We start from the raw sequence: 13,976 nt of genomic DNA on the forward strand, positions 1-13,976 counted from the left end.
CTGGGTGAGGGGTATGCGATCGCTGCGCGATCGCGCGAGCCAGAGGCTCGCTCACCCTCATCCAACTGCGCCTAGGCGGCTGCGCCGCCAAGGCTTCGTATCCTTCTCCCTTCAAGGGAGAAGGGTTTGCATGGGAGCTCACAGCTTCACCCCCAACGCATCCGCCACGGTGATGATGTCCTTGTCGCCGCGGCCCGAGCAGTTGACGATGATGAGCTTGTCCTTGCCCAGCGTCGGCGCGATGCGTTCGGCGGCGGCGATCGCGTGGGCGCTTTCGAGCGCGGGGATGATGCCTTCGAGCTTGGTCAGCTTCTGGAAGCTCGCGAGCGCCTCGGCGTCGGTGACGGGTTCGTAGCGGACGCGGCCGATGTCGTGGAGCCAGCTATGCTCGGGGCCGATCCCCGGATAGTCGAGCCCCGCCGAGATGCTATGCGCCTCGGTGATCTGGCCGTCCTCGTCCTGGAGCAGATAGGTCTTGTTGCCGTGGAGGATGCCCGGCTTGCCGCCCGCCAGGCTGGCGGCATGCTTGCCTTCCAGACCTTCGCCGGCGGCTTCGACCCCGACGATCTCGACGTCGGCGTCGTCGAGGAAGGGATGGAACAATCCGATCGCGTTCGATCCCCCGCCGACAGGAGCGATCAGCATGTCGGGTAGGCGGCCTTCGGCTTCGAGTATCTGTTCACGGGCTTCGTCGCCGATCACCGACTGGAAATCGCGAACAAGCTCGGGATAGGGGTGCGGCCCCGCGACGGTGCCGATGATGTAGAAGGTATCGTGGACGTTCGCGACCCAGTGGCGCAGCGCCTCGTTCATTGCATCCTTCAGCGTCTTGGCGCCGCTCTCGACCGCGACGACTTCGGCGCCGAGCAGCTTCATGCGGAACACATTGGGTTGTTGCCGCGCAACATCGACCGCGCCCATGAAGATGGTGCAGGGCAGGCCGAACAGCGCGGCGACGGTCGCGGTCGCGACGCCGTGCTGGCCGGCGCCGGTCTCGGCGATGATCTTCGTCTTGCCCATCCGCTTCGCGAGCAGGATCTGACCGATGCAATTGTTGATCTTGTGCGCGCCGGTGTGGTTGAGATCCTCGCGCTTCAAATAGATCTTCGCGCCGCCGAGGTGTTCGGTCAGCCGCTCGGCAAACCACAGCGGGCTCGGGCGACCGACATAATGCTTCAGCAGATGGTCAAACTCGGCCTTGAACGCCGGGTCGGCCTGTGCCGCGCGATAGTGACGTTCGAGGTCGAGGATCAGCGGCATCAGCGTTTCGGCGACATAGCGGCCGCCGAACTGGCCGAAATGGCCGCGCTCGTCGGGTCCGGTGCGAAAGCTGTTCGGAAGGGTCGTGGTCTCAGTCATGATCATTTCCATCGGCAAGGTTGGGGCACGCGCTTCGAGATAGTCTCAAGCGATCAGCGCCATCGTTTGCCGATAGCCGTGACGGAGGCGAACCGTGTCATCATGCGGCGACCGCTTTAAGGAAAGCAGCGATCTTGTCCACATCCTTGACGCCCGGTGCACTTTCGACACCCGATGAAACATCGACGAGCGGCGCACCGGTCTCCGCTATCGCTTGTCCGACATTGTCCGGGGTCAGCCCGCCGGCAATCCCCCAGTCCATGCTATGACGGTGGTTCGCGAGCAGCGACCAGTCGAACCGCGTTCCGGTTCCACCGGGCATCGCCGCCGCAGGGGCGTCGAACAGGATGCGATCGGCGATGCCGCGATATTTCTGCGTGCGATCCAGCGTGTCGGCGTCCCTGAGGCCGATTGCCTTCCATATCTGTGCCGGAACGAGTTGCTTCACGCGCGCGAGCCATTCGGGGGTTTCGGTGCCGTGGAACTGGATAATGTCGGGACGAACCTTGGACAGCGCCTCGCCGGTCAATTGCTGCGAGGCATTGACCAGCAGCAGCGCGACCTTGACCTTGCCCTGCGCGCGCTGACGCAGTTCGGCCGCGAGATCGAGCGCAACATGGCGCGGGCTCGGCTCGTAGTGGACAAGGCCGATGTGGGTCGCGCCGAGACGAATGGCGGCATCGACCGTTTCGGGCGTCGACAGCCCGCAAATCTTCACCAACGGTGGCATGGAATACTTTCTAGAGCGTGGCTTCGATCTCGCGCGCGGCGAGATCGGGGTCGGCCGACTGGCTGATCGGGCGGCCGACGACGAGGATCGAGGCGCCATCCGACATGGCCTGGGCGGGCGTGACAACCCGTTTCTGGTCGCCGACCTTGCCATTCGCCGGGCGGACGCCGGGGACGACGAAGAAACCGCCCGGCCAGACCTTGCGCGCCAGCTTCACCTCGCGGCCCGAGCAAACGATGCCGTCGAGCCCGGATTCGCGCGCAAGCTTGGCCAGACGGACGACCTGATCGTCGGGAGCCCCAACAACGCCTATATCTTCAAGGTCGGGCGCATCGAGGCTAGTGAGGACGGTCACCGCGACAACCTTCGTGTTGAGACCCGCCACCGCCTTGGCCTCTTCCATCATCGCGCGGCCACCGGCGGCGTGAACGGTCAGGATCGCGGCTTCGAGCGGCCGCAGCGCCTGGATCGCCTTGGCCACGGTGTTCGGAATGTCATGCAGCTTGAGGTCGAGGAAGATCGGCAGGCCGAATTTCGCCATTTCGTGCACGCCATGATGGCCGTTGGCGCAGAAGAATTCGAGCCCCAGCTTGAGCCCGCCGACATGATGCCGCACCTTTTGCGCCAGGGTCAGCGCGGCATCGAGATGCGGGGTGTCGATGGCAAGATAGATGGGGGAGGTCATGGAATATCCAGTGGCAGGGTTGGGGAGTTGGTGCCGCCCGCGGGCGGCGTCGCCGCAGGGGCGGGCGCCGACGCCGGCTCGACCGGTCGATTGGCAAGTGCACGCAAGTCCGAAAGCTGCCGTTCGCTCGTGTCGAGTCGACGCTTCATCGACCAGCGCGTGGTGCGAAGCGCGATCCACATCGGCACGCTACCGATCAGGAAGGAGACCAGCACAACCAAAGGAAGTTTCGTCTCCGCTTCCCAACCGGGCCAGATCGTGACCGTAACGACGCGCCAGTTCGCCATCGCAAATATCACCAGCACCGCGGTCAGCAGAACCCAGATGATCGTCCGCAACGTCCCCATTCGCTTCGCTCCTCCGCAGGCTGGCCTCGACCCTATGACAGATTTGCGAGCGTTTCCAGCCTATGCCTTGCCGAAAACGCGATCGAAGATCGTGTCGACCTGCTTCATGTGATAACCGAGATCGAACAATTCGGTGAGTTGTTCGGCCGACAGGCGTGCCGTCACATCCGCATCGGCCTTGAGCAGTTCGAGCAGCGAAAGCTGCCCGTCCGATTCCCAGACCTTCATCGCGTTGCGCTGGACGAGTGCGTAGCTGTCCTCGCGGCTCGCGCCCGCCTGCGTCAGCGCGAGCAGGACGCGCTGCGAATGGACGAGGCCGCCCATGCGGTCGAGATTCTTCTGCATCCGCTCGGGATAGACGAGCAGCTTGTCGACGACGCCGGTCAGGCGGGCGAGCGCGAAGTCGAGCGTGATAGTCGCGTCGGGGCCGATGAAACGTTCGACCGACGAATGGCTGATGTCCCGCTCGTGCCACAGCGCGACATTCTCCATCGCGGGGATGACGACGCTGCGGACCATGCGCGCAAGGCCGGTCAGATTTTCGGTCAGTACCGGGTTGCGCTTGTGCGGCATTGCGGACGAGCCCTTCTGGCCCGGCGAGAAATATTCCTCGGCCTCGAGCACTTCGGTGCGCTGGAGGTGGCGGACCTCGATCGCCAGACGCTCGATCGACGAAGCGATGACGCCGAGCACGGCGAAGAACATCGCGTGACGATCGCGCGGGATGACCTGCGTCGAGACCGGCTCGATCGCGAGGCCAAGCTTCGCCGCGACATGCGCCTCGACGCGCGGGTCGATGTTCGCGAAGGTGCCGACGGCGCCCGAGATGGCGCAGGTCGCGATCTCGGCGCGCGCGGCGACGAGGCGGGCTTTGCAGCGCGAGAATTCGGCATAGGCCTCGGCGAGCTTCAGCCCGAAGGTGACGGGTTCGGCGTGGATGCCGTGGCTACGGCCGATCGTCGGCGTGAGCTTGTGCTCGTAGGCGCGGCGCTTGATCGCCTCGAGCAGCGCGTCGAGGTCGGCGAGCAGGAGGTCGGCCGCCTGGCTGAGTTGCACCGCGAGGCAGGTGTCGAGCACATCGCTCGACGTCATGCCCTGATGCATGAAGCGTGCTTCATCGCCGACATTTTCGGCGACCCACGTAAGGAAGGCAATCACATCATGCTTGGTGACGGCCTCGATCGCGTCGATCGCCTCGACGTCGATTTTCGGATTGGTGGCCCACCATTCCCACAAGGCCTTGGCGGCGGATTTCGGAACGGTTCCCAGCTCGGCAAGCGCGTCGGTGGCATGCGCTTCGATCTCGAACCAGATGCGAAAACGATTCTCGGGCGACCATATAGCCGTCATGTCGGGCCGAGCGTAACGCGGAACCATTGAAATTCCTTCCTTTTGTGTCGCTTCGTCGCAAATCGGCAGCGAATTCGCGACGGGGCGCCCCCTAGCAGGGCCGGGGCGTTTAGCCAATCGCGGCAACCACGCAACTTCCCCGAAGCCCGCGCGGTTGATCTTGTGCCCGTTCCCAAAGGCGCTCGATCGCAACCGCTGGTCGGCCGCCGCTACAGGAGAATAATCATGTTGAAGCAAGTCCTTTTGATCGGCGCCGCCATTGTCAGTTTCCCGGCGCTGGCCCAGAATACGCCGCCGGCCGACCCGACCGCGCCCCCGCCTGCCGAGCAGGCCGATCCGGCTGCGCCTGCTCCCGCGAGCGCTCCGTCCGCGGGTGAAGCCGCCAAGCCGGCACCTTCGGGCGCGGCCGCCACGCCCGCACAGGTTGCGCAGATCGTCAATCAAGAGTTCGCATCCTATGACGCGGACAAGAGCAGCGACCTCAACCAGTCGGAATTCGCGGCCTGGATGAAGAAGCTGCGCACCGCGACCGAGCCGTCGATCGATCCCGAATCGGAGCAGGTCAAAACCTGGGTCGGCCAGGCTTGGGCAGCGGCGGACGCCGACAAATCGGGTGCCGTCAGCAAGGACGAACTGACCGGCTTCCTGTCGCGCGGCGCCTGATTTTCAGCGCCGTTGGTAAAGGAGCGTCGCAGCCGTCGGAGAAATCCGGCGGCTGCTTCGCACCGGGCAGGTCATGCCGCGCGCGGCGGCTGCAGGACTGCACGGATGGTAAGCGCGCGTTCCTGCCCGTCGCGGTCGGGCCAGAGAATCGCGCTACCGGCACGCATTCCGATCAACCCGGCGCCGACGGGCGTGAGGATGGAAATGCGCCCTGTCGCGATATCGGCGTCGGAAGGATAGACGAGGCGCACGCTGCGGACGGCGCCGTTCGCCGCGTCGACGAAATCGACCTCGCTGTTCATCGTCACCACGTCGCGCGGGACGTGACGTTCCTTGTGGATTGTCGCGCGGCCGATCTCGCGGAGCAGAAGCTCGCTGACTTGCGGCATGCGCTTTTCGACGCCGATCGCGAGGTCGGTGAGCGCGTCGGCCTCACGATCGATCATATGGACGGGCGGCTTTCTGACGGCCTTTGCGTTGGTCATGGGGATGCTTTCAGCAGAATAGGGGACGGGCGCCCGAAAGGCTTCCCATCTGGAAGTTTCGGAAGTTTCACCCCGGGCTGCCGGGGCGTGACGCGCCGGAACCCGGGGCTAGATGCCCGCGAGAAGCTGTCCCCCATGGTGGCGGAAGCGAAGATGGTGCTGCCGAATCTGCATGGCGCGATGATGTGCTGCCCGCGCCAACAAGTAAAGCGTGCAGCTACAGCAGGCCGAGCCCGCGAAGGCTGCGATGGTCGGCGCCGCCGATAACGATGTGATCGTGAAGGACGATGCCAAGCTTGCCCGCGGCCGCCGCAAGCTCGCGCGTGATCGCGATATCCTGCCGGCTCGGTTCTGGATTGCCGCTCGGATGATTGTGGACGACGATGATCGCAGCCGCACCGAGTTCGAGGCCGCGCTTCACGACCTCGCGAACATAGATCGCCGACTGGTCGATGGAGCCCTCGCTCGCCACCTCATCGCGGATCAGCATGTTGCGCGAGTTGAGATAGAGTATGCGCACGCGCTCGATATCGATCGGCCCCATGTCGGCGCGCAGCCAATCGAGCAGCGCGTCCCAACTGGACAGCAGAGGCTTCTCGCGGAACTCGCCCTTCAGCATCCGCAGGCTCGTCGCCTGGACGATTTTCAGCGCGGCGACGGCAGTGTCCCCCATGCCGCTGACACGGCGAAGCGATTCGGGATCGGCGCTTGCCAGTTGTGCCAACGACCCGAATTCGTGGAGCAGCGCCTTCGCGAGCGGCTTCGTGTCGCGACGCGGGATCGCCAGCGCGAGCAAATATTCGACCAGCTCGTAATCGGCCATGCCCTCGGGATCGGTCAGCAGGCGGGAGCGCAGGCGCGCGCGGTGGCCGCTGTGGTCGTGAAGGGGTGCGGGTGCATCGGCCATGGCGCGGGCATAACCAGCTTGTGGGGCGCACTCAACGGACATAAGGTTCCCGGCCTATGGCTACGTCCCTATTGTTGCAGCCAATTGCGCCATTCTGGCGTTATCTGGCGGGCAGGGACGGACCTGCCGGGGGCGCATGAGGAAAAGAGCATAAGCGTCGTGACGTCATCCGCCACCATAGCCGCTTCGGTACCGGCATGACCGCCGGGGAAGCGGCGCCGCGACGGCGGCTGCATATGCACAGGATATTGTTCAAGAAGCGCTGGATGACGACGGGCGCCGTCGTCGCGCTTGCGGCGGTGGCGTGGATGGCGCGCGAACCGATCGCCGACAGGATCATTCGAGACCAGTTCGACAGTCGCGGGATCCAGGCTAGTTACACGATCGACAAGATCGGCTTCGGCTCCGAACAATTGTCCCATCTGGTCATCGGCGATCCGGCGCGGCCCGACCTCACCGCCACCCATGTCGAGGTGCGTATCGGCTATGGCTGGTCGGGCCCCTATGTATCGGGCGTCATCGCCGATGGCGTTCGCCTCTACGGCCGCTTCGTCGACGGGCGATTGTCGCTGGGCTCGCTCGACAGGTTCCGTGATCCGACGGACACTACCCCCTTCGCCTTGCCCAACCTTTGGGTGAGGGTTGCCGATGCCCGCGCGCGGGTCGAAACCCCGTGGGGCAATGTTGGCGCCGCGCTGAACGGCAGCGGCAACCTGCGCCGGGATTTTTCGGGCAAGCTGGCCCTGGTGGCGCCCCGGATCGCCACCGCCGGCTGCTCGGTGCGCGACGCGAGCTTTTACGGCACGGTCGACGTGCGGAATGTACGGCCGCGGCTCAACGGTCCGTTGCGCGGCGCCTCGCTCAGCTGCGCCGACGGCCGCGTCAGCGCCTTGTCGCCGCAGATCGCGCTCGATGTGTCGCTCTCCGAAGATTTGCGAAGCTGGAGTGGTACGGCGGACGCGAGCATCGCGAAACTTGCGGCAGGGGTAATTGCGGCCGACCGGCTCGGCGTCAACGCCGCGTTCGACGGCACCGCGGACCGGACCGCGATCGACGTCGACGCAGCGATGGCCCGGCTTCATGGCGAAGCGTTCGCGGCGCGCGGCGTCACGCTGACCGCGAAGGGCATCGTCGGCAAGCAGGCTCCGACGATCGAAGGCAGCATCCGCGTTTCGCAGGCAAGCGGCAGCGTCGCGCTTCGCCGGTCGATCGTCGCTGGCGCCGAAGAATGGTCCGGAAGCCCGGTCGGCCCGCTGGCCAGCCGCGCGGCGAAGGCGCTTGCGGCCATGCTCGCCGATACGAGCGGCGAAACGGCGTTCGCATTGAAGGGCGCAGGCGCCGAGGCGCGAATCGACCTGCTGGAGCCCAGGCTGACGAGCGCCAGCGGCGGGCGCTTCATCGGCAGCGACGGCAGCCGGATCGCCTATCTTTTCGGGGGCCCCAAACCCGCAGTGACCGCAAACGGGAGCTGGACCTTCGGCGGCGGCGATCTGCCGTCGGGTTCGCTGACGCTCGATCGCAGCGCCGACGGGTCGGTGAGCGGCCTCGCGCGCTTCGACGCCTATGCGGCCGAAGGCGCCCGGCTTGCGCTCGACGCGATCCGCTTTTCCGGGAAACCGGGCGGCCCGCTGCGCTTCGCGACACGCGCCGAGCTTTCGGGGCCGATCGGCGATGGCCGCGTCGACCGGCTGAGCATTCCGCTCGCCGGCGCGCTCGCTCCGACCGGCGATTTCGCGCTCAACGGTGGATGTACCCGGATCGGGATCGACCGGATTGCCCTATCGGGGTTCCGGCTCGACAAGACGGGCATGGACCTGTGCAGCCGCCCGGACACGCCATTGCTGAGCGCCGGTCCGGGCGGCCTGCGCGGCGCAATCCGCATTCCGGGAATCAGGCTCCGCGGGGCCAGCGGTTCCGCTCCCGTCGCTTTAGATGCCCGCAGTGCCGAGATCGATCTCGCGACGATGCGCTGGGCGATTGCGCTCGCCGACGTCCGGCTTGGGCAGGGCGACAGCGTGACGCGTTTCGCGGCGCGGCGGATCGCCGGGCGGAACGCGCCGCACGGCATGGCGGGCGAATTGGTCGGAGCGAGCGGGAAGATCGGCGCCGTCCCGCTCGAGATGAGCGAAATCGACGGTCGCTGGCGCTGGGCCGGCGGCGCGCTGACGCTGGACGGCGGACTGGCGGTTGCCGACGCCGAGCAGGTCGACCGATTCGAGCCGCTCTTCAGTCGCGACGCCAGTCTCCGGTTCGCCGGCGGCGTGATCGACGCAACCGCCGGTTTCAGCGAGCGAAAGACGGGGACGAAGATACTCGACACGGTGATTCGACACCGGCTGGGCGATGGAACCGGCTCGGCCGATCTTGTGGTGCGCGAGCTCCGCTTCGGCGAAGGTTTCCAACCCGACCAGCTCACGCATCTGGCGCTGGGTGTCGTTGCAAACGTCCAGGGGTCGGTCGTCGGGGACGGGCATATCGAATGGACCGCCGACGGTGTGAAGAGCCGCGGAACCTTTGCCACCGCGAACACCGATCTGGCGGCCGCCTTCGGCCCCGTGACCGGCCTGACTACGACCCTGACCTTCGACGATCTGCTCGGCCTGAAGACCGCGCCGCGTCAGCAGGCGCGGGTGCAAGAGGTCAACCCCGGCATTCCCGTGGTCGACGGCGCGATCGAATATGAGCTGCTCGGCGACAACCGGGTGCGGATAGAGGGCGGGCGCTGGCCCTTTGCCGGCGGCGAATTGCTGCTTCACCCGACAACGCTCAATTTCGCCGCCGATCAGCCGCGGCGGCTGTCCTTCGACGTCGTCGGCGTCGAGGCCGCGGTGTTCCTGCAGAATTTCGGCTTCGACAATATCAACGCGACCGGCAAGTTCGACGGCACGCTGCCCGTCGAATTCGACGGGCTCGGTGGGCGGATTGTCGATGGGCGGATCGACGCGCGCGATGGCGGCGGTACGCTCGCTTATGTCGGTGAGTTGTCGAACCATAATCTCGGCACGATAGCGAATTTTGCCTTTGGCGCGCTGCGCAGCCTCAAATATGACGATCTGACGATCATCCTGAACGGGGACCTCGACGGCGAAATGGTGACCGATATCCGTTTTGGCGGCGTGGGGCAGGGCGCAGGCGCAACGCGCAATTTTCTGACCAACCGGATCGCCAAGATCCCTCTCGTGTTCAACGTGAAGGTTACGGGACCGTTCCGGCAACTCGTGACCTCCGCCAAGGGGCTTTACGATCCCACCGTGTGGATCGAACAGAATCTCACCCAGTTGATCCAGCAACAGGAAGCGGCCACGGCAGGTCAACCGAGCCCTGTTCAGCCCCCAGAAAGCGAGCCCGTGCAATGACCATAAACGAAAATAGCGAACGGAGGCTGATGATCGGACGGCGGTTCGTGGTGATCGTGATGGGGACGGCAGCGCTTGGCGGCTGTGTCCAGATCGAAACGCCCGACAAACCGATCGAAATCAACCTCAACATCAACATCAAGCAGGAAATTGTGTACAAGCTTGATGGAGATGCCAAAAAGCTGATTGAGCAGAATAGCGGAATATTCTGACCAGATAGGAATGATGATGCTGAAACTGGGAAAACCGGCGGGATGGGCAATGGCGGCGGTGGCCGTGACGGCAGCGGTAGCGCTGGCGGTGCCTTCCGCCATGGCGCAACGCGATCCGGCTTATGAGGCGGCGCGTTCGGCGGGGCAGATCGGTGAGCAGCCCGACGGCTATCTGGGCTTTGTCACCAGCCCGACCCCCGCGGTGCGCGACATGGTCAACGACATCAACATCAAGCGCAAGGCGGCCTACACCAGCGGCGCGCCGGCAGGCAGCACGGTCGAGCAATTCGCCTTCGTCACCGGGTGCAACCTGATCGCCAAGACGCGTCCGGGCGAAAAATACAAGGCGCCCGATGGCCGCTGGCTGACCCGCGACAGCGGCGCGCCGGTGCGGGATTCGCGCTGCCCGTAAGATGATGGATTGCAAGGCGGCCCGCGGGCTGCAGATGCCGCCGCGCCCCTAAACGCGGCGGCATTTTTGCGTGTGACAGCCAAGCATTGACTTAATCGGGCGTCGTTCCTAAACGGGCCGCGCCTTAGGGGTCTCCCGAATTTTCGGGCCTTTTTTTGCAGGCAGAGGCGAGTATTTCGGCTCTGTTTCAGGAGGATGGCGGAAAATGACGGAGAATGGCAGCGATCCGGAACCAGCTTCGGAGGATTCGCGCCTGGTCTCGCTCGAAAAGCGATTGGACCGGGCCGAAGCCGCAGAAGCGGAGCGGACCGCAGTGAATGCTGGACCGGAGTCCGATGCCAACTACCGGCTCGGGAACCGCGTCCTGGCCGAGCTGCTGGGCGGATTGATCGGGGGCGGGCTGTTCGGCTGGCTGATCGATCGTTTCGCGGACACGTCGCCCTGGGGCTTGTTGGTGATGTTGTTCCTGGGGATCGTCGTGGCGTTCCGGAACATCATTCGCCTGACATCGACGCCCCGCAAATAGCGGGTCGCAAAGGAAATTTCCGCGGGACGGCCGAACGCGCCGCCCCGCAATGCGCGTGGAGTGAAGAGTGGCGGCGGAATCCGGCAAGATCGACCCGATGCACCAGTTCGAGGTGACCCCGCTCGGCGGCGGTTTCAACCTTGGCGGGCATGAAGTGTTCTTCACCAATAGTGCGCTGTGGATGGTGATCGCAGCGGTCGTCCTCGGCCTCTTCATGTGGGGCGGGATGCGCCGCCAGCTGATCCCGGGCCGCTGGCAGGTCGCGGTCGAAAGCTTCACCGGCTTCATCTCGAACATGATGACCGCGAATATCGGGACCGAAGGGCGCAAATATACGCCTTACGTCTTTTCGCTCTTCATGTTCATCCTCTTCTGCAACCTGCTCGGCATGCTGCCGCTCGGCGTGCTCGGCGTGCATCCCTTCACCGTCACGAGCCACATCGCGATCACCGGCGTTCTGGCGCTGTTGTCCTTCTCGATCGTCCTCGTCGTCGGCTTCTGGCGCCATGGTCTGCACTTCTTCTCGCTGTTTGTGCCGCACGGTACGCCGCTGCCGATGATTCCTTTCATCGCGGTTATCGAGTTCATCTCCTTCATGATCCGTCCGTTCAGCCTCGGTCTGCGTCTTTTCGTCGCGATGACCGCCGGCCACGTGCTGCTGAAGGTGCTGTCGGGCTTCGTGATCAATGGTTTCAACGCCGACAATCTGATGATCGGTTCGGTCGTGTCGGTGCTCAGCTTCACGCTGATGATCGGCATCAGTGCGCTCGAACTGCTCGTCGCCGGCATCCAGGCCTATGTTTTCGCCCTGTTGACCTCGCTGTATATCAACGACGCGGTCAACCTTCACTAATTTCGTTTTACAATAAACGCTTACACCCAAGGAGTAGTATAATGGACGCAGAAGCAGCAAAGCTGATCGGTGCAGGTCTCGCCGCTATCGGTGCCGGCATGGCCGCCATCGGCGTGGGTAACGTCTTCGGTAGCTTCCTCGAAAGCGCACTGCGCAACCCTGCGGCCGCCGACGGCCAGCAGGGTCGCCTGTTCATCGGCTTCGCCGCTGCCGAACTTCTCGGCCTGCTGGCGTTCGTCGTTGCGATGATCCTGCTCTTCGTCGTCTGATTTCGACGATCGGGTGACGCCGGCCTCCTAGCGGGGCCGGCTGCACCATCTGCAGGTTTTCAAGTTTTAGGGTTCGCCTTCCATGCCCCAGATAGCCCAGCTCACCGCTGACAATTGGTATCTTGCCTCGCAGCTTTTCTGGCTGCTGGTCGTGTTCGCCGGCATTTATGTCGTGATCGGCCGCGGCATGCTGCCCAAGATCGAAGCGACGGTTGACGCGCGCGACCGCAAGGTTGCCGACGATCTGGCGGCGGCGAAGGCGGCCCATGCGGCTGCCGATAACCTCGAGGAAAGCTACCGCCAGCAAAGCGAAGCAAGCCGCGCCGCCGCGCAGAAGGCGGTTGCCGACGCGAAAGACAAGGCCGCGAAGGATGCCGAAAAGCGTCTGGCGAAAGTCGACGCCGAGCTTGGCGACAAGCTTGCGGCGGCCGAAACCGAGGTCGCCGCTGCCCGCAAGTCGGCGATGGCGGAAATTGAATCGGTCGCGGCCGAAGCGGCAAGCGACCTCGTCGCCAAGCTGTCGGGGGCGAAGGTCGCGGCGGCGGACGCCAAGGCGGCTGTAAAGGCGGTGCTTCATGGCTAATTTCTCCATCATTTTGTCCGAAGCCGCAGGCGAAGCGCACGCCGATCCGACCGCCTTCGGCCTGAATGCGACCGTATGGGTCTCGATCGCGATGCTCGTCTTCCTGGGCATTCTGGTCTGGAAGAAGGTGCCGGCGGCGATCGGCGCCATGCTCGACAACAAGATTGCCGAGATTTCGAAGCAGCTCAAGGAAGCCGAACAGCTCCGCCTCGACGCCGAATCGCTGAAGGCTGAATATGAAGCCAGGCTCGCCCGAGCGGCGAAGGAAGCCGACGAAATGCGCGCGCGCGCCGATGCCGAGGCCGAAGCGCTCGTCGCCAAGGCCAAGGCCGATGCCACAGCGCTGATCGCACGCCGCAAGCAGATGGCCGAAGACCGTATTGCTGCGGCCGAAGCCAATGCCCTTGCCGAAGTTCGCACCGCAGCTGCAAAGGCAGCTACCGACGCGGCGGCAAGGCTGATCGCGGACAAGCATGACGCGAAAGCCGATAAAGCGCTGATCGACGACGCGATCGCAGCGGTCGCGAAGGGCTGAGCCCTTCGATATCGCAGAGACAAGGCGCCCGCGGATTTCCGCGGGCGTTTTCTTATACCTGTCGCGCGGCCACTTCGGCGGCCCATGCTTTGGTTCCCGGGCAGCCGTCCATCGCGCGCGCATAAGCTTTCCGCGCCGTGGTGCGCGCGACATAGGCCTTTTCGAGGTCAGAGAGCGTGAAGCAGCCGGTGCGCTGGGCGAATTCGAGCGCGTAGGTGATCGAAATATCGGCGGCAGTGAAGCTGTCGCCCGCGATATACGCCGATCGCGCGAGCTGGCGCCGCACCAGATCGAGGCGACTCTCGAACGTTCCCAGCGCCCAGCCAGTGGTCCAGTTCGGCTTCTCGGCCTCCGGGGCTAGGATATTGGTTGCGACGATGGCGTTGATCGGACCGGCCAAACCCGCTTCGCCCATCACAAGAAATTGCAGATAGGCCGGATAATCGGCATCGGACGGGGCAGGCGCGAGCGGCGACGGCCCATGCCGCGCGAGCAGATATTCCATGATGGCGATGGATTCGACCATCACCGTGTCGCCGTCGACGATTGCCGGAATGAATCCGGCGGGATTGATCGCCAGAAACTCGGCGTCATTCTCGATCCCGGAGAGCAGGTCGACCTGTCGCACGCGATAGGGAAGGCCCATTTCCTCGAGCAACCAGACGACCCGAAATCCGCGGCCTTCGCCATAGACAGTGATCATA

Annotated in this window: 17 protein-coding genes; 9 read left to right on the forward strand and 8 right to left on the reverse strand. The window is 64.6% G+C overall.

Going from position 1 to position 13,976, the window contains the following annotated elements; genetic code table 11:
- Nucleotides 1-138 precede the first annotated feature (138 nt).
- The 5 genes from trpB to purB form a co-directional block, all read right to left on the reverse strand.
- Nucleotides 139-1,359: a tryptophan synthase subunit beta gene (gene trpB / locus ATE64_RS16685; RefSeq protein WP_058455911.1), complete on the reverse strand. Its 1,221-nt coding sequence runs from the start codon at nucleotides 1,357-1,359 to the stop codon at nucleotides 139-141.
- 100 nt (nucleotides 1,360-1,459) lie between these two features.
- Nucleotides 1,460-2,089: a phosphoribosylanthranilate isomerase gene (locus ATE64_RS16690; RefSeq protein ID WP_058455836.1), complete on the reverse strand. Its 630-nt coding sequence runs from the start codon at nucleotides 2,087-2,089 to the stop codon at nucleotides 1,460-1,462.
- A 10-nt stretch (nucleotides 2,090-2,099) separates the two neighbouring features.
- Nucleotides 2,100-2,774 carry an orotidine-5'-phosphate decarboxylase gene (gene pyrF, locus ATE64_RS16695; RefSeq protein WP_058455837.1) on the reverse strand — a complete coding sequence of 225 codons (675 nt, stop codon included), beginning with the start codon at nucleotides 2,772-2,774 and terminating at the stop codon, nucleotides 2,100-2,102.
- Entirely contained in the window at nucleotides 2,771-3,121 is a 351-nt protein-coding gene (locus ATE64_RS16700; protein WP_058455838.1) for a LapA family protein, read from the reverse strand. The genes pyrF and ATE64_RS16700 overlap by 4 nt, the downstream gene beginning before the upstream one ends.
- 60 nt (nucleotides 3,122-3,181) lie before the next feature.
- A complete protein-coding gene (gene purB / locus ATE64_RS16705; RefSeq protein WP_058455839.1) occupies nucleotides 3,182-4,498 on the reverse strand; it encodes an adenylosuccinate lyase in 1,317 nt (438 codons plus the stop codon).
- A 198-nt stretch (nucleotides 4,499-4,696) separates the two neighbouring features.
- Here purB and ATE64_RS16710 point away from each other — a divergent pair, with 198 nt between their 5' ends.
- Nucleotides 4,697-5,134, forward strand: coding sequence for a hypothetical protein (locus ATE64_RS16710; protein ID WP_058455840.1), 438 nt, complete (start codon nucleotides 4,697-4,699; stop codon nucleotides 5,132-5,134).
- Nucleotides 5,135-5,205: 71 nt separating this feature from the next.
- Here the strand turns inward: ATE64_RS16710 and rnk are convergent, their stop codons facing one another.
- Both rnk and radC read right to left on the reverse strand, forming a co-directional pair.
- Nucleotides 5,206-5,619 (reverse strand): nucleoside diphosphate kinase regulator, encoded by a 414-nt coding sequence (gene rnk / locus ATE64_RS16715; RefSeq protein WP_058455841.1) that lies wholly within the window; start codon nucleotides 5,617-5,619, stop codon nucleotides 5,206-5,208.
- Between the two features lie 217 nt (nucleotides 5,620-5,836).
- A complete protein-coding gene (gene radC / locus ATE64_RS16720) occupies nucleotides 5,837-6,526 on the reverse strand; it encodes a DNA repair protein RadC (RefSeq protein WP_058455842.1) in 690 nt (229 codons plus the stop codon).
- A gap of 197 nt (nucleotides 6,527-6,723) precedes the next feature.
- Between radC and ATE64_RS16725 the strand changes: the two genes are divergently transcribed.
- The 8 genes from ATE64_RS16725 (at nucleotide 6,724) to ATE64_RS16760 (ending at nucleotide 13,272) form a co-directional block, all read left to right on the forward strand.
- Nucleotides 6,724-9,882 carry a YdbH domain-containing protein gene (locus ATE64_RS16725; protein ID WP_082657764.1) on the forward strand — a complete coding sequence of 1,053 codons (3,159 nt, stop codon included), beginning with the start codon at nucleotides 6,724-6,726 and terminating at the stop codon, nucleotides 9,880-9,882.
- The gene (locus ATE64_RS16730; RefSeq protein ID WP_058455843.1) at nucleotides 9,879-10,094 is read left to right on the forward strand and encodes a YnbE family lipoprotein; all 216 of its coding nucleotides are present in this window, start codon (nucleotides 9,879-9,881) and stop codon (nucleotides 10,092-10,094) included. The genes ATE64_RS16725 and ATE64_RS16730 overlap by 4 nt, the downstream gene beginning before the upstream one ends.
- Before the next feature lie 49 nt (nucleotides 10,095-10,143).
- Nucleotides 10,144-10,506 (forward strand): YdbL family protein, encoded by a 363-nt coding sequence (locus ATE64_RS16735; RefSeq protein ID WP_058455913.1) that lies wholly within the window; start codon nucleotides 10,144-10,146, stop codon nucleotides 10,504-10,506.
- A 205-nt stretch (nucleotides 10,507-10,711) separates the two neighbouring features.
- On the forward strand, nucleotides 10,712-11,032 hold the full coding sequence (locus ATE64_RS16740) for an AtpZ/AtpI family protein (RefSeq protein WP_058455844.1): 321 nt from the start codon (nucleotides 10,712-10,714) through the stop codon (nucleotides 11,030-11,032).
- Between the two features lie 67 nt (nucleotides 11,033-11,099).
- Entirely contained in the window at nucleotides 11,100-11,885 is a 786-nt protein-coding gene (locus tag ATE64_RS16745; protein WP_058455845.1) for a F0F1 ATP synthase subunit A, read from the forward strand.
- A 41-nt stretch (nucleotides 11,886-11,926) separates the two neighbouring features.
- Nucleotides 11,927-12,154 carry a F0F1 ATP synthase subunit C gene (locus ATE64_RS16750; protein WP_003044110.1) on the forward strand — a complete coding sequence of 76 codons (228 nt, stop codon included), beginning with the start codon at nucleotides 11,927-11,929 and terminating at the stop codon, nucleotides 12,152-12,154.
- A gap of 82 nt (nucleotides 12,155-12,236) precedes the next feature.
- Nucleotides 12,237-12,737 (forward strand): ATPase, encoded by a 501-nt coding sequence (locus ATE64_RS16755; RefSeq protein ID WP_058455846.1) that lies wholly within the window; start codon nucleotides 12,237-12,239, stop codon nucleotides 12,735-12,737.
- Nucleotides 12,730-13,272, forward strand: a complete 543-nt coding sequence (locus ATE64_RS16760) for an ATP synthase subunit B (protein ID WP_058455847.1) — start codon at nucleotides 12,730-12,732, stop codon at nucleotides 13,270-13,272. Before ATE64_RS16755 ends, ATE64_RS16760 begins: the two co-directional genes overlap by 8 nt.
- A gap of 52 nt (nucleotides 13,273-13,324) precedes the next feature.
- Here the strand turns inward: ATE64_RS16760 and ATE64_RS16765 are convergent, their stop codons facing one another.
- Nucleotides 13,325-13,975, reverse strand: coding sequence for a glutathione S-transferase family protein (locus ATE64_RS16765; protein WP_058455848.1), 651 nt, complete (start codon nucleotides 13,973-13,975; stop codon nucleotides 13,325-13,327).
- Nucleotide 13,976 lies beyond the last annotated feature (1 nt).

Source organism: Sphingopyxis sp. H073, from assembly GCF_001468395.1.
GTDB lineage: Bacteria > Pseudomonadota > Alphaproteobacteria > Sphingomonadales > Sphingomonadaceae > Sphingopyxis.